Source organism: Dactylosporangium thailandense (genome assembly GCF_059739745.1).
This window is the reverse complement of the sequence record NZ_AP029195.1, coordinates 10,287,995-10,312,068: the sequence shown is the minus strand read 5'-3', so window position 1 is coordinate 10,312,068 and position 24,074 is coordinate 10,287,995. Positions and strand designations below refer to the sequence as shown.

General features: G+C 68.8%; 22 protein-coding genes. 12 read left to right on the top strand and 10 right to left on the bottom strand.

The genetic code is table 11. The features are described 5' to 3' along the window. Nucleotides 1-44: 44 nt before the first annotated feature. From AC6JBM_RS45940 to AC6JBM_RS45905, 8 genes are read left to right on the top strand one after another with little or no spacing between them, the layout of a single operon-like run. Entirely contained in the window at nucleotides 45-896 is an 852-nt protein-coding gene (locus tag AC6JBM_RS45940; protein ID WP_497979957.1) for a hypothetical protein, read from the top strand. Between the two features lie 10 nt (nucleotides 897-906). Then, nucleotides 907-1,752, top strand: coding sequence for a hypothetical protein (locus tag AC6JBM_RS45935; RefSeq protein ID WP_497979956.1), 846 nt, complete (start codon nucleotides 907-909; stop codon nucleotides 1,750-1,752). Beyond that, complete coding sequence (locus tag AC6JBM_RS45930) at nucleotides 1,749-2,936, top strand: beta-ketoacyl synthase N-terminal-like domain-containing protein (protein ID WP_497979955.1); 1,188 nt, start codon at nucleotides 1,749-1,751, stop codon at nucleotides 2,934-2,936. The genes AC6JBM_RS45935 and AC6JBM_RS45930 overlap by 4 nt, the downstream gene beginning before the upstream one ends. Further along, nucleotides 2,933-3,775 (top strand): enoyl-CoA hydratase/isomerase family protein, encoded by an 843-nt coding sequence (locus tag AC6JBM_RS45925; RefSeq protein ID WP_497979954.1) that lies wholly within the window; start codon nucleotides 2,933-2,935, stop codon nucleotides 3,773-3,775. Before AC6JBM_RS45930 ends, AC6JBM_RS45925 begins: the two co-directional genes overlap by 4 nt. Nucleotides 3,776-3,831: 56 nt before the next feature. After that, nucleotides 3,832-4,794 (top strand): LLM class flavin-dependent oxidoreductase, encoded by a 963-nt coding sequence (locus AC6JBM_RS45920; RefSeq protein WP_497979953.1) that lies wholly within the window; start codon nucleotides 3,832-3,834, stop codon nucleotides 4,792-4,794. Then, nucleotides 4,791-6,212 (top strand): condensation domain-containing protein, encoded by a 1,422-nt coding sequence (locus tag AC6JBM_RS45915; RefSeq protein WP_497979952.1) that lies wholly within the window; start codon nucleotides 4,791-4,793, stop codon nucleotides 6,210-6,212. Before AC6JBM_RS45920 ends, AC6JBM_RS45915 begins: the two co-directional genes overlap by 4 nt. Before the next feature lie 11 nt (nucleotides 6,213-6,223). Beyond that, the gene (locus AC6JBM_RS45910) at nucleotides 6,224-7,234 is read left to right on the top strand and encodes a GDP-L-fucose synthase family protein (RefSeq protein ID WP_497979951.1); all 1,011 of its coding nucleotides are present in this window, start codon (nucleotides 6,224-6,226) and stop codon (nucleotides 7,232-7,234) included. Beyond that, on the top strand, nucleotides 7,224-8,345 hold the full coding sequence (locus AC6JBM_RS45905) for a DegT/DnrJ/EryC1/StrS family aminotransferase (RefSeq protein WP_497979950.1): 1,122 nt from the start codon (nucleotides 7,224-7,226) through the stop codon (nucleotides 8,343-8,345). Before AC6JBM_RS45910 ends, AC6JBM_RS45905 begins: the two co-directional genes overlap by 11 nt. 53 nt (nucleotides 8,346-8,398) lie before the next feature. Here the strand turns inward: AC6JBM_RS45905 and AC6JBM_RS45900 are convergent, their stop codons facing one another. Further along, a complete protein-coding gene (locus AC6JBM_RS45900; RefSeq protein WP_497979949.1) occupies nucleotides 8,399-9,229 on the bottom strand; it encodes a hypothetical protein in 831 nt (276 codons plus the stop codon). Nucleotides 9,230-9,700: 471 nt separating this feature from the next. Between AC6JBM_RS45900 and AC6JBM_RS45895 the strand changes: the two genes are divergently transcribed. Beyond that, nucleotides 9,701-9,853 (top strand): hypothetical protein, encoded by a 153-nt coding sequence (locus AC6JBM_RS45895; RefSeq protein WP_497979948.1) that lies wholly within the window; start codon nucleotides 9,701-9,703, stop codon nucleotides 9,851-9,853. A 406-nt stretch (nucleotides 9,854-10,259) separates the two neighbouring features. Here AC6JBM_RS45895 and AC6JBM_RS45890 read toward each other — a convergent pair whose 3' ends face one another. From AC6JBM_RS45890 to AC6JBM_RS45875, 4 genes are all read right to left on the bottom strand, one after another. Then, nucleotides 10,260-10,904: a hypothetical protein gene (locus tag AC6JBM_RS45890; protein WP_497979947.1), complete on the bottom strand. Its 645-nt coding sequence runs from the start codon at nucleotides 10,902-10,904 to the stop codon at nucleotides 10,260-10,262. Between the two features lie 5 nt (nucleotides 10,905-10,909). Beyond that, nucleotides 10,910-11,422 (bottom strand): SigE family RNA polymerase sigma factor, encoded by a 513-nt coding sequence (locus tag AC6JBM_RS45885; protein WP_497979946.1) that lies wholly within the window; start codon nucleotides 11,420-11,422, stop codon nucleotides 10,910-10,912. 623 nt (nucleotides 11,423-12,045) lie between these two features. After that, nucleotides 12,046-12,297: a hypothetical protein gene (locus tag AC6JBM_RS45880; protein WP_497979945.1), complete on the bottom strand. Its 252-nt coding sequence runs from the start codon at nucleotides 12,295-12,297 to the stop codon at nucleotides 12,046-12,048. A gap of 162 nt (nucleotides 12,298-12,459) precedes the next feature. Beyond that, on the bottom strand, nucleotides 12,460-13,602 hold the full coding sequence (locus tag AC6JBM_RS45875) for a DUF5925 domain-containing protein (RefSeq protein WP_497979944.1): 1,143 nt from the start codon (nucleotides 13,600-13,602) through the stop codon (nucleotides 12,460-12,462). Between the two features lie 319 nt (nucleotides 13,603-13,921). On the opposite strand from AC6JBM_RS45875, the gene AC6JBM_RS45870 reads away from it, so the two are divergent. Together AC6JBM_RS45870 and AC6JBM_RS45865 are read left to right on the top strand one after the other, a co-directional pair. Further along, the gene (locus AC6JBM_RS45870; protein ID WP_497979943.1) at nucleotides 13,922-14,437 is read left to right on the top strand and encodes a SigE family RNA polymerase sigma factor; all 516 of its coding nucleotides are present in this window, start codon (nucleotides 13,922-13,924) and stop codon (nucleotides 14,435-14,437) included. Beyond that, nucleotides 14,434-15,666, top strand: coding sequence for a hypothetical protein (locus AC6JBM_RS45865; protein WP_497979942.1), 1,233 nt, complete (start codon nucleotides 14,434-14,436; stop codon nucleotides 15,664-15,666). The genes AC6JBM_RS45870 and AC6JBM_RS45865 overlap by 4 nt, the downstream gene beginning before the upstream one ends. 629 nt (nucleotides 15,667-16,295) lie before the next feature. Here AC6JBM_RS45865 and AC6JBM_RS45860 read toward each other — a convergent pair. After that, complete coding sequence (locus AC6JBM_RS45860) at nucleotides 16,296-17,936, bottom strand: GH25 family lysozyme (protein ID WP_497979941.1); 1,641 nt, start codon at nucleotides 17,934-17,936, stop codon at nucleotides 16,296-16,298. Nucleotides 17,937-18,687: 751 nt separating this feature from the next. On the opposite strand from AC6JBM_RS45860, the gene AC6JBM_RS45855 reads away from it, so the two are divergent. Beyond that, nucleotides 18,688-20,817 carry a DUF8189 domain-containing protein gene (locus tag AC6JBM_RS45855; protein WP_497979940.1) on the top strand — a complete coding sequence of 710 codons (2,130 nt, stop codon included), beginning with the start codon at nucleotides 18,688-18,690 and terminating at the stop codon, nucleotides 20,815-20,817. Between the two features lie 551 nt (nucleotides 20,818-21,368). Here the strand turns inward: AC6JBM_RS45855 and AC6JBM_RS45850 are convergent. From AC6JBM_RS45850 to AC6JBM_RS45835, 4 genes are read right to left on the bottom strand one after another with little or no spacing between them, the layout of a single operon-like run. After that, nucleotides 21,369-22,127 carry an SDR family NAD(P)-dependent oxidoreductase gene (locus tag AC6JBM_RS45850; RefSeq protein WP_497979939.1) on the bottom strand — a complete coding sequence of 253 codons (759 nt, stop codon included), beginning with the start codon at nucleotides 22,125-22,127 and terminating at the stop codon, nucleotides 21,369-21,371. 12 nt (nucleotides 22,128-22,139) lie between these two features. Then, nucleotides 22,140-22,748: a class I SAM-dependent methyltransferase gene (locus AC6JBM_RS45845; protein WP_497979938.1), complete on the bottom strand. Its 609-nt coding sequence runs from the start codon at nucleotides 22,746-22,748 to the stop codon at nucleotides 22,140-22,142. Next, complete coding sequence (locus tag AC6JBM_RS45840) at nucleotides 22,745-23,701, bottom strand: alpha/beta hydrolase (RefSeq protein WP_497979937.1); 957 nt, start codon at nucleotides 23,699-23,701, stop codon at nucleotides 22,745-22,747. Before AC6JBM_RS45840 ends, AC6JBM_RS45845 begins: the two co-directional genes overlap by 4 nt. Next, nucleotides 23,698-24,021 carry a putative quinol monooxygenase gene (locus AC6JBM_RS45835; RefSeq protein ID WP_497979936.1) on the bottom strand — a complete coding sequence of 108 codons (324 nt, stop codon included), beginning with the start codon at nucleotides 24,019-24,021 and terminating at the stop codon, nucleotides 23,698-23,700. Before AC6JBM_RS45835 ends, AC6JBM_RS45840 begins: the two co-directional genes overlap by 4 nt. Nucleotides 24,022-24,074 lie beyond the last annotated feature (53 nt).

Here is a 24,074-nt window from a genome sequence, read left to right as displayed (position 1 = left end):
TGGGTCGTGCGCTGGTGAAGCCAGAGTGGTCCAGGTCTTACAGCGTGTCGCGCGCGCAGGCACATGCGGTCTACGGCGTCGACAGCGAATTCGTCGACATCCTTGTCGATATGGGCTTCCCCTGCGAGATCCGGCACGGTCACGTCGCCTTCGATCCGCTGGACCTGGAGAATCTGGGGCTGGATCTGGGGCTTCCGTCGGCGAGCCGTGCCGCCATGTCGCTCTGGACCCGATCGTTCAAGGACCCCGCCCGCCTGGCCACGGCTCGCTGCACCGTACAGATCGCATGGTCCTGCCCGGTCCCAGGGCATGCGGCTGGGTGCGACCACGATGGTGACTTCACCGTGAGCTCGCAGATCGAGCGCCGGTCGGTGGGCCCGGTGGTCCATGACCGGACCGGCTGGAAAACCGAGCTGGACGTGCGGCTGCTGAACGACGACCACGTTTTCCGGAACGGTTTCTCGGCTCTCGTCCGGGAGGCTGGAAAGCTCCACTTCCACCGGCTCATTCCCGAGCTGGCCCAAGATATGGAGTTTCTCCGCACGCATCGCATCGCCGACTGCAGATCGGCGAACATCCACCTCGCCGGGGTGGCCGCCGAAGCCGACCTGGTGGTTCGCCAGGCATCGGGATACTTCGTGGGCTCCCCCTTTCTCGTGCCCCACATGTGGCTCGAGGTCGACGTGAACGGGCGCTGGGTCGCCGCGGATCCGTTCTTTCTGGACACGCTCGCGCGCTGGGGCGTCGTCGACGCGGACGACTGGCCGCCCACGAGATCTCCCCGCAATGTTCTCTGGCGGATTCGCGGGGACCACGAGGAAGAGCCGTTGATCAGGCACGGTGCGGTGGGCGTACCCGTGAAGCTCGTAGCCCGCATGAGTTACGAAGGCCGCTGAAGGTGAATTCGTGTTCCAGTTCAGTTTTGGCGAGGTTGACCTCGTTGCGCTCGACATACCAGGGGACTCCTCCGAACCTTCGGCTCCGCCCGGAGATCTCTACGACGTCATCGGCTCTGAGGGTGACCGCTATCGCGACTGGTTCACCCGCACCTGCCTCTATGTAGTGGGCAAGTCACTCGACCCGTCCGAATCGACTGCGAACCAGATCGTTGTCATCGGCACCGAGTACGGAAACACTCCTGCGCTGCTGGGGCTGCAACGTGCGGCCCAGTCGCAGGGGCGGCGGCTGTCCCCGCAGTACTTCCCGGGTGCGACCTCGAGCTCCGCTGCGGCGTTTCTCAGCATGCGTATCGGAGCGACCGGCGGAAACTACACGATCAACGCCGGCATCCTCACGCCGATCATGGCGTTCTGGCAGGCGCTGTGTGGCCTGGGCTATCCGCAGAGCGCCGGGAGCAGGCTGCTGGTGGGCGACGTCTATTGCGTGGAAGCCCGTGAGGACGCCGCGAAGGAAGCGCCGGAACTCGCGTGTGAGTCCGGGCTCGTACACACCTGCCTCACGGCGGGGTCCGAGTTCGAGGCGCGCTTCGAGTTCGCCGAGCCACCCGGAGAAGACGAGGCCGGTGGGTCGAGGCTGCCCCGGACATCGCTGCGTGGGCCGGTCGCGGCTCCGCGCGATGACTACGGCCGCAACGGCGCCTTCGCGCTGACGGATCTTTTCCGGACCGCCCGCCGGATGGAGATCGGCGAGGTCGTCAGCATGGAATGTCTCGGCTCCGGAGGGCCTCGCGGGAAGGTGATGATCACCCGCTTGTCAGCGCCGGGTGCAGGCGCGCAACGGAGCACCCGATGACGACCGCCGCGCCAAGGGTGTTTGTGACGGGTGTCGGAATCATCTCGCCGGCGGGAGCCGGCAGGCACGCCTACTGGGACGGCCTCTGCTCGACCGCACCCCTCTTCGGCGACCTGCCGCCCCTCTACGAGGGCATGAAGGCCGGCGCGATCGGGGCGTGGGTACCTGAGTCGGCTCGCGAGGCCGCCATGGCCGCGAACAGGATCCCGGCGGGTACGAGACCTCGGATGGCGGAGGTCTACGCCGCGTACGCCGCGACGGAGGCCATCGCAGACGCCGGCCTGTGCGTCGCAGACCCCTCCCTGTCGCGCGCTGTGGTGTGCGTCGGCACCAGTGACGGCCAGGGCGACGTGCTCGAGGCGGTCTACGCGGGCGTCGGTGACGGGTCCGGACGCTTCTCGAGTGCCGGCATCGGGTCATCAGTCGCTCGGGTCGTAGGCAGTGCGGGGCCGGCCTTCGTGGTTCAGGCGACCTGCGCGTCGACGAATGCCGCACTCTCCTGTGCGCGGGACGCACTCAGGTCGGGTCTTGCCGAGACCGCGGTGGTGGTGGGCTGCGATGCCTACTCACAGAAGAACATCATCGGTTTCAGCAGCCTGCAGGCCATCGGACCGACGGCGTGCCGGCCGTTCTCGCGAGTTCGACGCTTCGTGACGCCCGCCGAGGGCGCCGGGGCGTTGGTCCTGCAGACCGAACGCGCTCTGCGTCCGGACCAGGTGCCTTATGCGGAACTGGTCGCGGCGTCGATCAGCAACGACGCCAGCCACCCGACGGCCCCTGATCCTGTGGGGGTCAGGTCGTGCCATCGCCGTGCCCTCGAAGAAGCCGGCCTGGAGGCGTCCGCCATCGATGTGATCTATGCCCACGGCACCGGCAGCCGGATCAACGACGCGATCGAGGGCAGCATCTTCGTCGAAGACTTTCCTCACGCCGCGGTGACGGCCGTCAAGGGCACGATCGGCCACATGATGGGCGCCGCGGGCGCGGCCGGCGCCGTTGCGGCCTGCCTGACGCTGAGGCATCGCCTGGTGCCGCCGACCGCGATCGACGCAAGCGAGATCGAGCTCGACCTGGATCTCGTCACGGGAGCGGCCCGCCCGGTCCCGGACGTCCGTCACGTTCAGAACAACGCATTCGGGTTCGGCGGAAACAATGCCATCAGCATCTTCCGGCGGCCATCGTGAGCGGCTCGGTTCCCGGGTCCGATGAGGGCGGCACCGCGACGCGCGCGGTCCCGAACGATCTCCATGGCCGGCTGCGGCTGGCGATGGACGGCCCGCTTGCGGTGGTCACCGTGAACAATCCGCCGCACAACCTCTTCGACGAGGACATGTGGCAGGCGTGGTTCGCAGTCGTCGACTGGTTGGAACACCATGCGCCGCGAGCCCTGCTGATCAGAGCGGCGGGGCGGGTCGTCAGCGCGGGAGTCGACGTCCGAATCTTCCGCGACACCCCCGCCGACCAGGTGGAGCGGTACTGGCGCCGCAATCTGCGTATCGTCCAGGCGTTGGAGCGGCTGCCGTGTCCCACCGTGTTCGCGGCCCACTCACTCACGCTCACCGCCGCCTTCGAGATCGCGCTCGCCTGCGACTTCATCGTCGCCGTGGGCAGTGCGCGGTTCGGATTGGTCGAGCGCAGAGTCGCGTTCACACCGGCGATGGGCGGCACGCAACGCCTGGCGGAGCGGGCCGGCGTTTCACGAGCGCGGGAGCTCGTGATGACGGGCAGCCTGTACCGGGCGTCGACGCTTGCGGACTGGGGGGTCGTCAACGCCCTGTTCGAGCCTGCGACGTTTGCCGATGCGGCACGCGAATTCGCGCTGGGCCTCGCCAAGGGGCCCACCCGGGCGCATGCGGCGACGAAGCAGGTCATCAGGGAGTACAGCCGTGGCGGTGTGGTTGCGGCCGATGCCGTCCTGCCGGCCGTGGCGCACCGCGTCTCGGGTACAGCGGATCACCAGCGAGCGGTGGCGGGGTTCCTGGCTCACGGGCCCGATCACAGCACCGAATACCTCGGCCGGTAGCCGGTCCGGGGAACCTGCCCCAGGAGTCGGCCGTGCCGGAGAAAGGAAGTCCGATCGTGGATCTCAGCCTGTTCTACTTCGCGGATGATTCGACCCGGCAAGCCGCGCGACGGTACGACCTTCTGCTGCACGGCGCGCGGTTCGCCGATACTCACGGTTTTGCCGCCGTGTGGACGCCCGAGCGCCACTTCCATCGCTTCGGCGGAAACTATCCGAATCCCGCGGTCACCGGAGCGGCCGTTGCGGCTGTGACGGAGAGGGTCGCGGTGCGCGCCGGAAGTGTCGTCGCGCCGCTGCACAACCCGGAGCAGATTGCGCAGGATTGGCGGCTGATCAACACGTCCTCGAACGGGCGGGCCGGCGTGTCGCTCGCCTCGGGATGGAATCGCGGCGATTTCGTCCTGAACTCGACCGGCTTCGAGGACCGCGTTCGGTTGACCACCGAGGCCGTGCATGCCCTGCGGGAGACGGGGATTCCGCTCTGGCTCACGTCGGGAGGCAGCCCCGAAACATTCGTCGCGGCCGGACGCCTAGGGGTCGGTGTGCTGACCCATCTGGCCTCACAGACTCCCGCGGTGCTGGCCCAACGCATCCAGGAATATCGCGCGGCTTTTCGCGACGGTGGACACCCCGGCTCGGGACATGTCGCGCTCATGCTCCACGCCTACGTCGGGCCCACGGAACGCGAGGTCGAACAGGAGGTCCGCGGCCCGTTGGAGGACTACCTCATGAGCGCGATGAACCTGATGCGGCCCGGGGACGACTCCCACCCGAATGCCCAGAGCAGGCTGAAGCTCGCTCGCCTCGCCGTTCAGCCGGCGTATGAGAAATACCTGCACGGCGGCAGTCTCATCGGCACGGTCGATCAGGCCCTTCCCGTCGCCGAGGAGTTCGGCCGGATGGGCGTCGATGAGATCGCCTGCCTCATTGACTTCGGCCTTCCGATGGAGGTCGTCCTGGGCGGCTTGGAGAATCTGGACACCTTGCTGCAGACAATACGTGGAAGGGCCCTGTCGTGAAGATTCTGAAGCAGCACAGCGTGCGCTACTCGGACTGCAACGCAGGCGTCTACGAGCTCGGCTGGGCGCAGGGCGAGATGCTTGGCTACATACGTTCGCGCGGCCCCGGGAATCTCGTGTACGTCACCAAATTCGGCACGCTGGACGGCGGCCCCGTCGTCCTCGAAAGCGTGCTCGAGGCGATTCGCATGACCTGCGAGGCACATGAGGCTCTTCGAACGCGCTACCTCCAGAGGGACGGCCGATGGCTTCAAGAAATACTGGGCGCCGGTGAAATCTCCGTGACCGAGCTGTCCGCCACGTCGCCCCGGCTCGACGCGGCGGAGGTTGTCGCGCTGCTCGGCCCCTTGTCGCCCGAGCCCGACGAGGTTCCGGTGCGAGTCGCGGTGGTCACTTTCGATGGCCGGCCGGTCTACGTCTACTTGGCCATACATCACGCTTCCGCAGACAACATGGGCGCGGAGATCGCGTGTCAGGAGATCTGCCGGCGGAGTCTCAGCCTGACCGTCCTGACGTCTTCCGCATGGCAGCCGCACCAGATAGTCGAGTTCGAAGCAAGCCCGGCCGGGCAAGCATTGGCGGAGAGGTCCGCCAGACACCATTGCGCCATATTCCGCGATTTGGCCGATGTTGACGAACCTCTGATGGACCGTTCGGTGACACCGCTGCGGGAGTTCCAGCTCACGTCACCGGCCGTGGTGGTAGCGGCACAGCAGATCGCCCAGCGACTGAACGTGAGCGCTTTGAGTGTCGCCTTGGCGGCGTACTGCGCCGCACTCTCCGCCAAGGTGTCGAAGGACAGATTTCCCCTGGCGTTGACGAGCGGGAACAGATTCAACCCGAACCTTCAGATGGCGGTCGCCAAAATCGCCCAGTCCACGGGTCTTTCGGTCGACGTCGCGGTGCCGACGTTCGAGGAATTCTGCCGCCAGACAGGCAACGCCACACTCCTGGCCTACCGCTACGGGATCTACGATCCCGAGCTCATGAAGAAATCTTACGACGAGATGAAGGCGGAGCACGGGAAAGAGGTGTTCTTCCCGTATCTGGTCAACTGGAATTTGACGACACCCATCCAGGGCCTTGGCGCGGAATTGCGCGGCGACGAGCTGCGTCGGATCGAGGGACAGCTCGGCGTTTCGCGCGAGGAGCTGAGGCAACTGCCGGATCGCGGCGTCTGCGTTGCCAGAAACCCCGAGGACGGGGTGCGCTTCACCGACCTCGCCCTGGACATCTACGAATTCTCCGACCGGGCGGACATGAGACTGCGCACCGACCTGAAGTTCTTTTCGGACGCCGATCTCCAGTGCCTGCTGCGCTCGACCGAACGTCTCCTGGTCGATATCGCCTGCGGCGCCGAAGAGATCGACATGCGGCACCTTCTCAACACCTTGTGCCACGACAGTCACAGCAGCTGAAAGGGGACCTGATGCTTGCCGAACCAGGTGTTCGAGCCGCTCCCGCGAGCGAGGTGATATTTCCGCTCGCCGGCCGCCGTGTGTGGGTTGCCGGGCACAAGGGGATGGTGGGTTCGGCACTCGTCAAGCGCCTTGCGGCGAGCGATGTCGAGCTGGTTACCGTCGGCCGTGACGAGCTCGACCTGCGCGACAGCGATGCGACGTTGCGGTGGGTCAGGGACGTCGCGCCTGAGATGATCTTCATTGCGGCCGGCCGGGTCGGCGGGATAGCCGCGAACGCCAGTTTCCCGGCTGACTTCATCGCCGACAACCTGGCGATCAACATGTCGGTCATCTCCGCCGCGGTCCGTACCGACGTGCCGAAGCTGATGGTGCTCGGCTCCTCCTGCATCTACCCGAAGCACGCGGAGCAGCCGATGCGTGAGAGCTCGCTGCTCACCGGCGCGATCGAGCCGACGAATGTGTGGTACGCGATCGCGAAGATCTCGGCTCTGAAGCTGGCCGAGGCATATCGCATCCAGTACGGCCACGACTTCATCTCCGCCATGCCGACGAGCCTGTTCGGGCCGAACGACAACTTCGACGAAGGTCGCGGGCACGTCATCCCGGCGCTGATGTCAAAGGCTCGACACGCCGTGGAGACGAAGGCCGGCGTGCTCGAGGTCTGGGGTTCGGGTGCTCCCAAGCGCGAGTTCCTTCACGTGAGCGACTGCGCCGATGCGCTGGTCTACCTTGCGGAGCGCCACTCGGCCCCCGAGACGGTGAACGTCGGGAGCGGGTCCGAGTGCTCGATCCGGGAGATCGCCGAGAAGATCTGCGCGATCGCCGGATTCGACGGTGAGCTCCGCTTCGACCCTTCGCGTCCGGACGGCGCGCCGCGCAAGTGGGTCGAGTCCAGCCGGATCAGGGAAATGGGCTGGGCCCCCCGCGTCTCGTTCGACGACGGGCTCCGCAACACCTACGAGTGGTACCTCGCCGCGCGCGCGAAGGCGCTGAAGGGATCGATCGATCATGTCGGGTGACGGCTGGATTCGACAGGTGTCGCCGTACATCGGCCAAGAGGAGGCTGATGCGGTACGCCGGGTCGTGGAGTCGGGCTGGATCACCGAGGGCCCGGAGTCCGCGGCATTCGTCGAGGAGTTGAAGGAGTACGTCGGCGCCCGGTACGCCGTCCTCGCGCCGAACGGCACACTGGCACTGGCGCTGGGCCTTCTGGCGCTCGGCATCGGCTCGGGCGACGAAGTACTCGTACCGGACACGACCTTCGTCGGCTCCGCGTCGGCGGTACTGCTGACCGGAGCCCGGCCGGTGTTCGTCGATGTCGAGCCGACCACGTTCCAGATCGACCTGGCGGATGCCGAACGGCGGACAACGTCGGCTACGAGGGCTGTCATGCCTGTGCACCTCTACGGGACGGCGTGTGACATGGCCGCCGTGTCGGCGTTCGCCGACCGGAAGGGGATACAGGTCATCGAGGACGCCGCCCAGGGCATGGGGGTGCGTTTCGGGGACCAGCACGTCGGCACGTTCGGCGACGTGGGCTGCTTCTCCTTCTTCGCCGACAAGACGATCACGACCGGCGAAGGCGGGCTCGTCACCTGCCGGGACGAGAAGACCTACGAGCGGCTGCGCCTGCTTCGGAATCAGGGACGTATGAACAGCGGCACGTTCATCCATCCCAGCGTGGGATTCAATCTTCGCATCACCGACATGCAGGCCGCTCTGGGGCGCGTGCAACTGCGCAAGCTGAGCACGATTGTCGGGAGGAAGCAGGAACTCCACGCCGCATACCGCGAGGCGTTGAGCGGAATTCGCGGCCTCCGCATCCTGGGTGCTGCCGAGGGCGCCAACCTGGTCCCCTTCCGCTGCGTGATTCTCGTGGATGACGCAGAGGCGCTCATGAAGCACCTTACGTCGTGTCAGATCGAGCCGAGATCATTCTTCTACCCGCTCCATCTCCAACCCGCGTTCGCGTCGTTGCGCGATCCGGATGCCTCCGACCGCGACTTTCCAAATGCCGTGGCCGGATACGAGGGCGGTATCTGCCTCCCCATCCACAATTCGCTGACGGTCGACGACGTGTCGCGGATCGCGGGAGTCATTCGCGAACACCAGGAGCTGAGCCGCGCGTAGACCGACGCCCCGCTCAGCATTTTGCTGGCGGGGCGTCGACGCAGGCATTGGGCCTAGGCGGGGTGATCGGGCAGGCAGAGGACCGCGGTGGCGTCATCGCTGGCCTTGTAGCGCGGCCAGCGTTTTCCATCGGGATCCGAATCCTCGGCTTCGCGCACCTGCTGAATCAGGTGGCTGGGGCCGCGGGTGTCGAGGACGTCGAGCAGTCCGGCCCAGTCGGAAAGGTGGTAGTCCTCGACGAGGCACGAGGCCCCGTCACTGAGCAGAGCGGCGCGACTGAGGTGGGCGCGGTCGATGGTGCCGGTCAGGGCGTGATAGGCGACATCGGGGTTGGAGCCGGCGACCCAGTAGCCGCCGGGCGTGTTGCGGTGCGGGCGCTGGGCGGCCACCAGACGGCTGACGGCCTGCCGGTGCTCTGGGGTGCCGATCTGATAACGCAGGGTCTCTTTGTGCTCGGCCTGGGCGTAGTCGTCGGCACGCAGGTCGGAGATCTTCTTGATGCCGTCAGGGCCGTCGAGGACTATGACGGAGTCGGCCAGCGAGAGATATTCGAACCCGGTCTTATTTTCGCGCAGCATGGCAATGGAGCTGCTGGGCGTGCCGGTGTGAGCCAGATCGCAGGTGTCGGCGTGGGATTCGGCGACGCGGGCAAGGGCAACGGCCGCGCATTCGGTCAATGGCTTGTCGGGGCAGCGAGTGCTTTGCTCGATCAGGGCCGCCGAAAGACGGGTGACGAACCAGCTCGTGCCGTGAATGCAGCCGGTGCCCAGATCGGCCGGGGAGGTGAGTCCGTCGAGGACGACGGCGACATGCGGGGTGGCGCCGACGATGTCTTCATTCGATTTGAGTGGGGATCCGGGAGCCGAGGCGAAGCTGACGCGCACAGGTGATTTCCCCCATGAGACGGAAGTGGACAGCGCATTCGCTGGCGCCCTCACACGGGTCGCCATTGACGAATACTGATAACGACAGACTCCAATAAGTATAGGTGGCGCGGGATTCTTTAGCGACCCCGTGAGGTGCTCTCATGGGATTGCGGTGGGCGCGGTATTCGAAATGGATGGGGTGCCGGGCCGCGACGGGTCGGTGGCGCGCTGCCAGAGCCGATCCGGCGCCACGGCCGCGTCTTGCATCGGTCCGCCCGCGGCGCCTTGGACCCGGGCCGGCGCCCAGCGGATGCGAGCGTGTGGTCCGGCCCTGGTAGTCGATCACGGCGCAGAAGGACGGCGCTCCGCACGAGATCTGGACCGGGTCACCCACGGTGGCCAGCCGGGTGGGCGCGGTCCAGCCGGCGCCGTTGAACGCGAGCACCGAACCGCCGGTGTCCGTGTAGTTCGACGTCCTGATCCTGGGCGATGGTGTTCGCGGCGCTCCGCCGCGTCCCGTCGAAGTACATCGCCGACTGGTATCCGACCGCGACGCAGAAGTTCGCCGCCGGGCACGAGATGGAGGTGATCGCCGCCGGTGGCGTGGGCGTCACGGTCCAGGTGGTCCCGTTCCAGACGTAGGCCGCCGGGTAGCTGCTGCCCCGGCGCAGAACGAGGCGGAGACGCAGGAGATCACCGGTCCGTCCGTCCGGCTGTCCCCGGTATCGCCCTGGCCGCTCGACCAGTACGTCCCGTTGAACGTGGCGGCGCCGCCGAGCATGTCGGTCATGGCGCAGAACGTGGCCGAGACGCAGGACACCGAGGTCCGGCGCCAGAGGCTGCTCCGGACACGTCCCAGACACGCCGATTGCGGCAGACGTCCCATGTCTCACCCCTCAGAGCCGTGGCCGCAACGCCCCGCCGACCCCGCGCCCCGCAAAGACAGCGGCATAGAGCGCGCACCGTGGAAGCGCGCTTGTTGGGTGGTGTTGTGCCGTCCTGCGAACCCAGGTGGGCGGAGGCGAGCCAGCGGCGATGAGGGTCACGGTCAGCTCGCCCTTGGCGTCTGAGTTATCGGCGCGACCGCCGGAGCCGTGACATCGACGGTAATCACCGCTAGGGGCTTGGTTCGCGGCCCGCACTCGGCGGTTCCGGTGCAGTCGAGGTACAGGTCGATGCGGGTCCGGCCGGTGTGGCCATGCGACACGACCAGGCCGATACCGTCGGTGAAGCCCCAGTCCCCGGACGGCCCCGGCCCTTGCAGGAAGATCCCATCGGGGTGGAAACGCAGCTGGGCCACGCAGGGCCCCTGACCCTGCAGCAATATCATCGAGTTCCCGGGCATGGTGACGAGGTTCCCGCTGCTGCCGGGCCGGATGTGCGCGAGCGGCGTGGTGGGGCCGCCGGCGGTGGTGGGAGGCCTGAGCGCGGTGACCGACAGCCCGGCGCAGGAGCCGTTCGTGACCAGCGCGACGGGCCCGGTCGGATCGGACGTAGCGGTTGCGGCCGGATCGCCGAGCTCACGGTTCGTGATGCCACCCACGACGAGCACGACAGCGACCCCGAGCACGGCGGCCAACCGGCGCCGTCGGGAACGGCGTGACGCTCGCCTACGGACGGCGGGCAACAGCGTCGTGTCGTCGGGCGCCTGATCGCCCTGCTCCGCGAGGGCCTGCCGGACGATCTCCTCCAACCGACTCACTGCCTGTCCTCCCGCCGTGCCGTCGTGCGTTCGATCTCGTCGGCCAACTCCGGGTGGCTTCGTAGCGTGCTGAATGCCCGGGCGGCGAGGCTGCGCACGGTGCCCTCAGCACATCCCAGCAGCGCCGCGATCTCCCGATCGGGAAGTCCCTCGTAGTACCGAAGGACCAGAACCGCCCTTTGCCTTCGCGGCAGATGCGACAGCACACGCCGTACCCGAGCCCGTTCCGTCACGCCCTCGGCGTGATCACCGTCGGATTGATCGGGAACCGGCCCGACGACCTCCCGGCTGGATCGCCTCCGCCACCAGCTCACAAACTCGTTGACGATGATCTGCCGCGCGTACGCTTCCGGCCGCTCGATTGCTGCCCGTCCGTCCCAGCGCAGGTACACCTTGACCAGGGCATTCTGAACGAGATCCTCAGCCATGCCGCGATCGCCGGTCAGCACATAGGCGAAGCGCAACAAGACCGAGCCGCGCGCCCGCACAAACTCATCGAATGCCGTCATGCGTCCCAACCGGATGCCTCCTCAACCTGACTGGACGCGATGACTCGCACGATCCGCTGCAAGCAACTGCAACATCGGCATCGCCGCCCCCCAGTCCTGACACAGACGCTCGCGCAAGCGGGTCGGACAGATGAACGGCGATGGAGCCAACAGCCCGGACGGCCGGCGCTGCCGCTGACGCCCGCACCGCGATGCGACGCCGGCGCCGGCCTGGATCACGATCCGGGGACCCTGTTTGATTTTGGCTGACGCCATGACGCCCAGTCCAAGATCCAGACCAACCGGCACGAACGGATCCCCGCCAGCACGCCCCAACCTGGACCGTTGCGAAACAGCGGATCCCTTTTCGGAACACAACAGGTCCACAGTGGACGAAACGCGAGAGGCGGCTGATCTGCGTTTCCACAGGTCAACCGCCTCTTGATGTTGCGCGCCCGAAGGGACTCGAACCCCTAACCTTCTGATCCGCAGTCCCTCACGACGGGGCCTCTGGCCAGAGCCTTGATCAGCACCTGCTCGACCGCCCGATTACGACCCAATTCAGCTGTCCATCCACTGTGGACAAGGCCGCTCCAGACGGTCCAAGACACGCCTTGCCGGTCACGCGGGGCCGGGCGATGCCGTCAACAGCGGTGCGGATGCCGTAAACCCGGTGATGACTGGTCCACCCGTTGACCTTGCCGCGATTTGTTGCCGATCTGTGCGCGGCTGGCGGGCGTGTCGATCGCGGACACCAGGTGCAGGTAGGTGGTCCCGGCAACTCTGGCCAGCACGATGTCGCCGGGCTCCACCCGCGCGGGGTCCACCGGCGCCACCGTGACCAGCGTGCCCGCCGACCATGCCGTAGACCACTGGATTTCGTCGTCGTAGTTCACCGGCACGACCTCGACGGCGCGTACCCGATCATGGTTGTGCCAGCCTGGTGTGGCTGTGCTGTAGTGCCGTCGTGCGAAGGCCGCAGCGCCGGGGAGATGTCCAGGACGGGCCGGGGCGGACCCCACCGCCCACGTCCTCATCCGGAACGTCGTCCAACGCGTTTACAGGTACTGGCCGCTGAGGACCGGCTCGCGCTCGACCGTCGTGTCGAAGTCGTCACGCAGTGCGTACAACTCGGCGAGGGTCGCGCCGTCGGGTGGGATGCCGGCCGACGTGCCCAACCAGGCCGCCGCCTCGCCGAACGGCAACGCAGGTACCTCGATCCGGGCCAGGCAGCGGCCCGGCCGAACGACAGCCGGGTGCAGCCGGGCGAGATCCTCGTTGGTGGTGATCGCCACCAGGACCTTACGACCTTGGCCGAGTAGACCGTCGGTCAGGTTGAGCAGCCGGGACAGTGCCTGCCCGGCGTGCTGCTTGGCCTCGCCGCGGATCAGCTCGTCGCAGTCTTCGAGTAGGAGCAACCGCCACTTCTCGTGCTTCTTGTCCGGGCACGAACAGTCGCCGGCCCGGTTGAGCGCGACCTCCATCAGGTAGGCCGGGCTACTGAACAGCGAGTCCGGGTCGAGCACGCAGTCGAACTGGCACCAGTCCCGCCACTCGTGGGCCAACGCGCGCAGCACTGTGGTCTTGCCCGTGCCCGGCGGCCCGTGCAGCAGCAGGAGCCGGCCCCGCACCGAGGTACGGTCGATCCCGACCAGCCGGTCGAACTGCGTCGTGGCGCTGCGGGCATAGTTGTTCCGGATGTCGGACCACGGACCGGCGGTAATGGGCCGCGGGTTGCGTTGCGGGCCGTTCGCCGAGGCATACCAGAAGCCCATCGAGACGGCCTTCTCCAGCGGCGGCGGCTCTTCGGTCATCCCGTCGATCGCCGACGCAATGATCTCGTCGCTGAGCTCCGCGCTGGTCGCGGTGACCGACACCGTGGCGGTCTTGTTGCGCGGCCAGTGCACCGCGCGCAGGGTCCAGCCATCGCCGGCGGCCAGGCTGGCGCGCTCGGTCTCGTTGATGGTCGTGCGCAGCACGAGCACTCCTGGCGGAAGGAGGGTCGCGTCGTCGCGGACGTTGTTGAGGTCTTTGGTGGCCGCGTGCGGCTGGGTGCCGGTGACGAACGAGGTCAGCGCAAGGGCGTCGATGACGTCGCGCGGGGAGTCGGCGTCGTCGACCGTGACGACGATGGGCAGCAGCGCCTCCGGCGCGGTGCCGGGGGCGCCGAGCTGCAGCGGGAACTGGCGTGGACTACGCACGGATCAATGATCGCCACTGAACCTGTTGCGGTACACCGATTTTCGAGGCCCTGGCCGGACGCGGCGGCCCCACCGTCGAGCATCTGGATGGCGCCTTCGTCGCGCCGGCCTGGTACCGAGGCTGCGCCGGTCCGCCGCGGCGTCGCGGCCGGTCGCCGTACTCCCGTGGCGAGAGATGGTCGTAGCCGAGCGCTTCCAGGTGCTGTGCCCGCTCGGGGGTCTGCTGTCACGGGTTGGTCAGAAGCGTCGGGGCAACCTTTTGAGGGACGTCGCGGGTAGGGAGAGTGACAAGAGTTCGGCGGCCGACCGGGGGTTGCGGGTGGATCGTGACAGCGAGGTCGACTTCCGCGACTTCGTGCTGGCCGGCTATCAGCGCCTTACGCGTACCGCGTATCTGCTGTGCGGCGACCGGCACGAGGCCGAGGATCTCGTCCAGACCGCGCTCGCCCGCGCTGCGCTGGCCTGGCATCGGCTCGACGCGGCGCCGGATGCGTACGTGCGCAAGATCCTGGTCAACGTGTTCCGTAGCAGCCGGAGGCGCCGCTGGCGGCAGGAGATCCCGGTCGACGCGGTTCCCGACTGCGGCCTGGCAGACTCGGCGTCCACAATGGACGAGCGCGACCTGCTGCGCCGGGCCCTCGCCGCGCTGCCGCCCCGGCAGCGCGCGGCCGTGGTGCTGCGGTTTTACGAGGACCTGTCCGAGCACCAGGCCGCTGCCGTGCTCGGCTGCTCGCTCGGCACCGTCAAGAGCCTGACCTCGCGCGGGCTGCAGCGGCTGCGCCGCGACCTGCCCGTCGAGGAGACCCATAGGCAGCCCGCGGAGGTGGACCGGTGAACGGCGGCAACGACCTGTTGCAGCGGCGGCTGTACGACCTGGCTGGCGAACTCGGCCCGCTGTCGGTGCCGTATGAGGAGATCCGCCGCCGCACCCGCCGGCTCCGCCGGCGCCGTGCGCGCGGCCTGGCCGCCGCCGTCGCGGTTGCGGTCGTGACCATCGGCGTCGCGCTGGCGGCGCGGCCGGCGCCGATGCCCATCACCGCCCCGGACGGGCCGTTCCTCGGCTGGCCGGTCACCGGCAACGCCACGGGCACCGGTCTGCTGGCCGAGGCGGTACGCGTCTGGGACGACACCCGCGCCTCGGGCCCGCACACCGACGTACATCCGCTGCTGGTGGACCGCGATCCAGCGGTCCTCGGCCCGGTCGTGGTCCTCGAGGGCCGCGACGCGCAGGGCGAGCCTCGGCTGGCTATCTTGACCGGCAGCGCCGAGGACCGCGACAGGCTGCGTCTGCGCGTGGACCGGCCGGCGCCGGACGCCGTCACGACCCGGGTGGTGAGCATGGTGAGCGGACGATTGGGTACCGCGACGGGCGCCGAGCCGCCTGGCTCCCGCCCCTCCGCCTGGCTGCTCGCGCTCGGCGCGCCCGGGGTGACCGGCTTCGGCTACCACTCGACGGCGGTGGACCAGGAGCTGGTCGAGGGCGGCGGCCCGGACCTGGGTCGGTGGCTGCTCGTGTCGCTGCCGCCCGGCGGTACGCCGATCAACACCACCGTCATCGCAAGGCACGCCGGCACCGTAGTCTTCCGCGGCCCGGCTGACGGCGGCGCCGTCGGCGACGCGGTCGCCGTTCCGGTCACGGTCGTCGCCCAATCGCCCGACCACGCCCGGATCCAGGGCTCGCCGCGGGCCCTCCTCCCGGGCCGACTGGTCGCGACGCCGGACGGGCTGCTCGGCCGGATCACCGCGGCGAGCGGCGGGGAGGCCGAGGTGGAGCTGGTGACTGCGGCCTCGTTCGGCATCGACGCGCTGACCGACATCACCTACCGGCCGCTCCGTGTGGTCGGCGCCGGCGGCAGCGCCCGGCTGGACCAGGTGCCCACGGACGCGAACGTGGTCGCCACGAACCGGATCGTGGCGGTCGACCCGGCCCAGCACTCCGACCGGTTGGGCACGCTGACGGTCGGCCGCGTCGGCACCGCCGGTTACAACCTGGTCCCGGCAACGAAGACGAGCGACCTTTCCCGGGTGTACGTCATGGTGGAGTATGAGGCAGCGCCGCGGTAAGCCGATGAGTTACGGGTTCCATGCCGCCCCGGACAAGGGCGTCGCGCTGCTGCCTTCACCGACCAGAAGACCGACGGCGAGCGTTGAGGCACTTCCGCCTTGAGGATCGCCGGGTGGCATTACTGTCTGTCCCGCCCCGGCCGGGGTCGCGCCGTCCATGCCGGTTCACGCCGAGCCGCCCGCGCCGGCGTACGGTCCGGAGCTGGCTGGCTGGCCGCTCCCGCCCGAGCCGGCCTGGGCGACCCCGACGTCTCGGCCCGGACCCGGCGCCCAGCCATGACCCTCACGGCGGACCCGACCTGGCTGGCCGGCAGTACCGACCACAGGCCCGGAACGGAACGCACCAAAGTCGACCTCGATCTGCAGGCGCTCACGGTCACTGGCTCGCACGCCGAGCCGGTGTCGCCGGTTCCGCGCTGGGAACGACGTCCTGGCGCGGGTCTCGAGCCGACTGGAATGGGACCGGCCGCCCTCGCCCTGCGGCCCCAAGCCTCCTTCGAACTGCTGAACATGGGCCTTCTCCATGTCGCCATCGAGCCGGGAGCGCCGGCTTGGCATGAGCACGCCGAACACGCGGAAGCGCAGGCGGCGAAAGGGGGCCGCGAAGCCCCCTTTCGCCGAGCGGGACATCAGCCGATCTTGGTGAACTTCTCCCAGTCGCCGATCGCGGTGCGGTTCGCGGTGAGCTTGCCGGCGTTGTTCATGTCCGCCGTGACGTACGTGCCGTTGGCGCCGGCCAGGATGCTCGTGCTGCCGTCGGGGTTGGTGACCAGCTTGAACCGCTCCCACGCGCCGGCCACGGCGCGGTTCGCGACGAGCAGGCCGCCCTTGGTCAGGTCGGCCGTCACGTACGCCGAGTTCGCGTGCGCGCGCAGCGCCACGTCGCCGTCGCCGAGGTCGATGACGTCGTACTGCTCCCACGCCCCGACCGCGTCCCGATTCGCGGTCATCGTGGCCTTGTTGTTGAGGTCCGCGGTCACGACCCGGCTGTTGACGTTCGCGCGGAGGCTCAGCAGCGTCGGCAGCGGCACCTTGGTGAACTTCTCCCACGCCCCGACCGCGGCCCGGTTGGCTACGAGCTGGCCGCCGTTGTTCATATCGGCGGTCACGTACCTGCCGTTGGCCCCCGCGAACAGGCTGATCGTGCCGTCGGCGTTGTCGCCGACCGTGAACTTCTCCCAAGCGCCCACCGAGCTGCGGTTGGCGACCAGGCGGCCCCCGTTGTTGAGGTCCGCGGTCACGTACAGCCCGTTGGAGCGCGAGCGCAACGCGATGTCACCGTTGCCGGCGCTCAGGACGTCGTACCGTTCCCAAAGCCCGATCGCGTCGCGGCTGGCGGCCAGCGTGCCCGAGCGGGTGAGGTCGGTACTGACGTACCGGCCGTTCGCGTTCGCCCGCAGCTCCACCGGCGGGCCTTCCGCCGGCACGTCCCCGGCCAGCCGGGTCAGGGCCGCATAGTCGCCGTTGACCACGTTGCGGTCATAGGTCCCGGCCGAGTTGTTACCGCCCGCGTACTGCCAGATCGCGTACGTCGACCAGCCGCTGGGCATGACCCGCGGGCCGGTCGTGGAGCCGAAGTCGGCCACATCGAGGGGGTTGGCGCCGAACGCCGTCGAGCTGCCCGTGCACGGGTTCCACCAGTTCGGATTCGTGTAGATCATCATGTCCCGGCCGATGCGGGCCTTCACCCGGTCGGTGAAGCCGCGAATCCACGCGACCATCGCCTCCGGCGTCAGGTTCCAGCAGTCCGGAAGCTTGAGCGACGGATACGGCCACTCCAGGTCCAGGAACGGCACCAGCGTCTGGGAGTTGTTGACCCACTCCGCACGGTCGAGGAAATAGTTCGCCTGCCCCACCGGATCGCCCAGATCCGGACGGGCGAACGCGTAGGCGCCGGTCAGAATGCCAGCCCCCTTCGCGGACGTGTAATCGGCATGAAAGTACGGATTCGTGTAATACGCCCCCTCGGTCGCCTTCACATAGGCGAACCGGACACCGCCCGCCGCCACCCCGGGCCAGTCGATCTGATGCACGGAATGGTCATGACTGGAAACGTCGATACCCAACTGCGAATAGCCCGCCGGCACCGTGACCGCGGCCGCGCCGGTCACGGCGTTCGCATGCACACCCGGCGGACTACCGGCGTGAGCGTATCCGCCACCGTCATCCGGGGACTGCGCCGACGCGCCCACCAACCCCAGCGGCAGCAAGCCGCAGGCGACGAGAAACGTGGCAGCGGCCAGCCTGGACACCGGGAACCGTAACGACATGCCCGAGAATGTACGCACGAACACGAAACCGCGTCACCCCGGACAACCGAACACCATCGATTTCGAACGCCGACCGCCGGGACACACGAGGCGGGAATGGCCGAAAGAACGACGACAGGATGAGCGCATCGGACGAACGATGTCATCCAATGCGCCAAGGACTCGCCGCCACTGCCAGAAAAATCCCACCGCGGCACGGGTGACCCAGCCCGCCCGCAAACCTCGTGATGGACCTCGTCCAGGTCCTGCGAGGGCACGCCCGCCGGCAGCGTCTCGAACGGCTCGCCGCCCGGCCGGAGGTGCCACCTCGCCGGCCCGCAACCGGCCTCAGCGACGTTGCCGTACCTGCCGAGGGCCAGGTCGAGAACGCCGGACAGCAGTACGAGGCCGGCAGCCACAAACGTCGTCGTAAGGCCGGCCACGATTCGAATGCGCACGGCGCGCACTACTGTATGCGCGACGCGCAGGACTCATCGCAGCTTCGTGAACTCCTCCCAGGCCCGGTGAACGCCCGCTCCACGCGTGAGCGGCTCACTGCTCGATGCTCAGTCGGCCGTCGGGTTCAACGCCAAACCGAACCGTGACGAGAGCCCGTGCGTGTTGCCGACACGCGGCTCACTACAGCCGGCCCGCGCTGCTCCCGCCGGAATCCGGTCAGGCGTCGGGGCAGGCGTTTCGGGTGCAAATCCGGCGGAGGATCACAAAAGATATTCACGTTTGATCTACGTTCAGGGAGAACGAGCGACACCAGGTGCCGCTCCAACACCTGTACGGGGGGAAAGTGTTCGCAACGACGAACATCCGCAGGGGACCGGCATCCCGCGGACGAACCTGGGCCGGCACGGCGCTGGCCCTCGCCCTCACCGCGGCGACTGTCGCGGTGGCAACGCCGGCATACGCAGTACCAGTACCGACAGTAACGGATGTGTCACCAACAGCCGGCCCGCTGACCGGCGGTACCGAGGTGACCATCACCGGCACCGACCTGACCGGCGCCACCGCGGTCACCTTCGACGGCACGCCCGGGACCGGCCTCACGGCGGTCACCGCCACCAGCCTCAAGGTGACCACTCCGGCGAACAGCGCTGGCAACGCCGCGATCGAGGTGACAACGCCGGGCGGCACGTCCGACGGCACAGTGGAGTACACCTATGTGGCCGCGCCGACGGTGACGGACGTGTCACCGCCGACCGGTCCGGCGGCCGGCGGTACCGAGGTGACCATCACCGGCACCGACCTGACCGGCGCCACCAAGGTCACCTTCGACGGCACGGCCGGCACCGGCCTGACGCCGATCGGCGCCACCAGCCTCAAGGTGACCACCCCGGCGCACGCCGCCGGCGACGCCGCGATCGTGGTCACCACGCCGGGTGGCATGTCCAACAACAACACCGTGTTCTCCTACACGGCGGCGCCGGTGGTGACAACGCAGCCGCTCGCGCAGTCGCGCAGCGCGGGCGGCACGGCCACGTTCACGGCGGCGGCCTCGGGCAACCCGACACCGACGGTCAAGTGGCAGGAGAAGCTCCCGAACGGCAGCTGGACCGACATCAGCAGCCAGACGAATACGACGCTGACGTTCACCACGAATGAACAGCAGAACGGCGCGCAGTACCGTGCAGTGTTCCAGAACTCGCTCGGCAGCGCGACCACCGGCGCGGCGACGCTGACGGTGACCCCCGCGCCGGGGAACGCCCCGGACGCACCGGCGGCACCGACGGCGACGGCCGGCGTGTCGTCGATCGAGGTTACGTGGACGGCACCGACCGAGAACGGCTCGCCGGTCACCGGGTACACGGTGACGGCGAACCCGGGCCCGGCCACCTGCTCCACAAAGTCCAAGACCGAGACCAGTTGTGTTCTCGGCGCGAACGCGGGCGTGTCCTACACCGTCACGGTCGTGGCCCAATCGGCCGCCGGTAACTCGGCGGCGAGCGCGGCGTCCAACTCCGTCACGCCGACGGCACCGACGACGCCGTCAACGGCACCGACGGCGGACGCGTCGCTCACCACCGACGTCGGCCCGATCAACGCCGCAGAGCCGGGGCAGCAGATCACGATCAAGGGGGCCGGCTACGCGCCGTACTCCACGGTGATCATCGCGATGTACTCGAACCCGGTCCAACTGGGCAGCGTCATCACCGATGCCAACGGTGACTTCACCCAGACGATCGCCATCCCGAGCGACCTCGACGCGACAAGCCACGCGCTGGTCGCAGCGGGTGTGGACCCGGACGGCGCCGCCCGGAACCTGCGCCTCGACCTCTACGTGGCGCCGGGCGCGACGATGAAGATCTCGGGTCCGATCGTGCGCAACAGCGACGGCCGTCCGCAGATGTTCGCGCGCGGCTCGAACAACAACCTGTACACCAGCGTCCAGGCCGTCGACGGCACCTGGGGCGCCTGGACGAACCTGGGCGGACTCATCTACAGCGAGCCGGTCGCCGTGCTGGACAACAACGGCCGGCTGCAGGTGTTCGCCGTCGGCGGTGACCACTCGATCTGGCACCGCCTGCAGAACAGCGACGGCTCGTTCGCCTGGTGGGTCCCGGTGGGCTCGCCGAAGTACCTGCACTCGCTGGCGCTGACCCAGAACGACGACGGCACGGTCGTCATCATGGGCCGCGGCCAGGACGACAACCTGTGGTCGATCAAGCAAGCCTCGACATCCGACCCAGGCTCGTGGACCGCATGGGAGAACCTGAGCGGTCTCATCTACAGCAACCCGACGCTCTTCAAGCGCGAGGACGGTCTGATCGAGGTCTTTGCCATCGGTGGCGACGGCCAGATCTGGCACCGAGTCCAGACCACCAAGAACACGAACAACTTCGCATGGTGGTCCCGTGTCGCGATGTCGATGAGCAACCACGTCGGCCTGTGACCGTACCGGCTTGAACACCACAGCACGCAGCGGGCGCCCCGGCAACCTCCCGGGGCGCCCGCCTTCATCAGCCCGACCTGGTCGAGGCAACGAACCTGAGCTGACCAAGCGGGTGCTTGAGTCGGCGCTTGACGGCGACTTGAGCAGGAACTCGACCAGCTCGTCGCCCTTGCCGGGCTGGGCGGTCATGGTGGCGTGGAAACCGTGGCCGATGGTCATGGGGCATCTCCTCGTTCGCGGGGGTCGCCACCGGGCGTCGGTGGCGACTCCACTCTGCGTCACATCCGTTTGATCGTCACGAGTCGTATGACTTCGAAGCTGCAGGGCCGACGGCGACCGATGACCTAGGTGCTGTCGACGCCGTAGCCCGCCGATGGGAGGGTGGCCAGGGAGCGTTCGGCGGATGGGGCCGCCACGCCCGGTCGACGATGGGTGCGTCGTACCGTTGTGGCGGGCGGCCGGATGCCTGCGCGGACGACGACACCCGTAACAACGGCGTCGTCCAGGATGCTCCTCCGGCATAATCGTCCATCGCCCACCAGGCGGCCGGCTTAGAGGTTGTACCCGCCGGAGACCTCGATGTCCTGGGCGGTGATCCAGCGGCAGTCGTCGGAGAGCAATGCGGTGACGACCAGGCCGATGTCGTCGGGCTCGCCGATCCGGCCCAGGGCGGTCCGCGCGGCCAGACCCGGGATCACGTCCGGGTAGCGCTCGAAGGCGTTGTCCGAGATACGCGTGCGGGTTGAGCCGGGCGAGATCGAGTTGACCCGGATGCCGCGCGGGCTGAGCTCCTTGGCCAGGTAGCGCGTCAGCACCACCAGGCCGCCCTTCATGGTGCCGTAGGCGGAGTAGCCGGGCTCCAGGCCGGAGCTGCGCGCCGAGTTGCTCGTAATGTTCACGATCGCGCCACCGTCGGCCAGCAGCGGCAGGAACGTCTGGGTCAGGAAGTAGGGGCCTTTGAGCAGCACCCGCATCAGCTCGTCGAACATGTCCTCGGTGGTGGCGGCGAACATCGCCATCCGGCCGAAGCCGGCGTTGTTGACGAGGTAGTCGAACGTGGTGGCGCCCCAAGTGTCGCGCAGCGTTGCCGCCACGGTCTCACGGAAGGCGGGGAATGCCGCGGCGTCGCCGACATCCAGCGGGAGGGCGACGGCCGTCCCGCCGACCTTGTCGATCATCGAGACGGTCTCCTGCGCCCCGGTCTGGTTGCCGTTGTACGTCAGGATGACTCCGGCCCCGCGCCGGGCGAGCTGGACCGCGGCGCTCTGCCCGATGCCCGAACTGGCGCCGGTGACGATGGCGATCGGCATGACGGTGGTCTCCTATCGGGGTCGGCGGCAGTAGTAGACGAAGGCCGGCGGCACGTTGGCCCACACCGTCCGGCCGAGGACGACCTCCTCGAACCGGTCCCGCAGCAGGCGCCGCAGCCGCAGCGCCGGAGGAGCCCAGCGGGTGTGCGTGTAGGCGAAGGTGGTGAACGCGCCGTGCGGGGCCAGGCCGCCGCTCACCGCGTCGAGCAGGTCGTCCTGCAGGCCCGGCGCGAACGCCGCCCACGGCAGCCCGCTCACGATGACGTCGGCCCGCTGGTGGCCGCGCTCGGCCAGCATGGCGTGCAGGTCGCGGGCGTCGCCGACGGCAAGGTCGACGCCGGGGAAGCGCGCCGCGAGGCGCTCGGCGAAGCGGGCGTTGATCTCGACGGCGAGGTGCCGCCCGCGGCCGGCGAGCCGCTGCTGGATGGCCGCCGTGAATGCGCCCGTGCCGGGGCCGAGCTCCGCCACCAGCGGCTCGCCGGCGTGCGGAACTGTCGAGGTGACCGCCTCCGACAGGGAGCGGCCGCTGGGCGTGACGGCGGCGACGGTGAACGGGTCGCGGACGAACTCGCGCAGGAACGCGGCGCGGTCGTCGGGGCGCAGCGCGGTGAAGGTGGTCATGACGCCAGCACCCGGGCGAGCCAGTTGTTGCGGGTGCGGCGAGCTGCGGCGGAGACGCGGGCGTGCGGGAACAGGGCGTCGAAGCCGTGCACGCCGCCGGCCCACACGTGCAGCTCGGCCTGGCCGCCGGCGGCCCAGATGCGGGTGGCGTAGGCGACGTCCTCGTCGCGGAACACCTCCGCGGTGCCCGCGTCGATGTAGGTGTCGGGCAGGCCGGACAGGTCGCCGGCGGTGGCGGGCGAGACGTAGCCGGGGACGTCGGCGTCGGGCAGGTCGCCGAGGACCGACCGCCAGCCGAACTCGTTCATCTCCCGGGTCCAGACGCCGGGCTCGCCGGAGTACTGCTGGCTGGAGGTGGTGGCGTTGCGGTGGTCGAGCATCGGGCAGATGAGCACCTGGGCCGCGATCGGCGGGGTGCCGCGGTCGCGGGCCAGCAGCGTGACCCCGGCGGCGAGGCCGCCGCCGGCGCTGATCCCCGCGACGATGATGCGGCCGGGGTCGACGCCGAGCTTTCCGGCGTGCTCGGCGGTCCAGAGCAGGCCGTGGTAGGCGTCCTCGACCAGGGTCGTGCCGCCGGCCTCGGGCGCCAGCCGGTAGTCCGCGGTGACCACGACCGCGCCGAACCGCTCGAGCCACTCGAGGGGGATGTCGATCTGCGAGAAGCGGTCGCCCATGACCATGCCCCCGCCGTGCAGCCAGTAGACGCACGGCGCCGTAGTGGTGCGGGCGGCCCTCTGCGGGCTGAAGACGGTCAGCGGGACCTGCGCGCCGTCCGGACGGGCGACGGCCACGTCGTGGCGCTCGATGGCGCGCCCGTCGATGATGGCCTCGACCGGCGGCACCGGCGTCTGGCGGATCTGCGCGAGCAGTTCCGGGCTCAGCTCGCCGGACAGCGGGAAGCCGGCGAGCAGCGAGCGCAGCTCGGGATCGATGTCGGGCCGGGTCGTGGTCATGCCGCGCCCGCTTCGGTAAACGCGGGCTTGCCGCCGACCGGGATCGCGTCGCTGTACTGCGACTCGCCCGCCAGCAGCGGCTGGAGTTTCGCGACGAACGCCTGCGCCGGCTCGCTGGCGAAGAACGCGGCATGAGCCTCCCGGCTGGTCCACCCCTCGGCGACGGAGACGACGTCGGGGTCGGCGGCGGAGCGGCTCACCAGGAAGACGCGGCAGTCGTCGCTCGGCAGAGAGGGGGCGTCCAGCAGCAGCGCGACGAGCTCGTCGCCGTGCCCGGGCCGGGCGTTCATGACGGCGTGGAAGCCGTGGTTGATGGCCATGGCCCAACTGTCGGACGCGGCCCGGCCCCGATCATCAGTCATCTGTCTTCGAC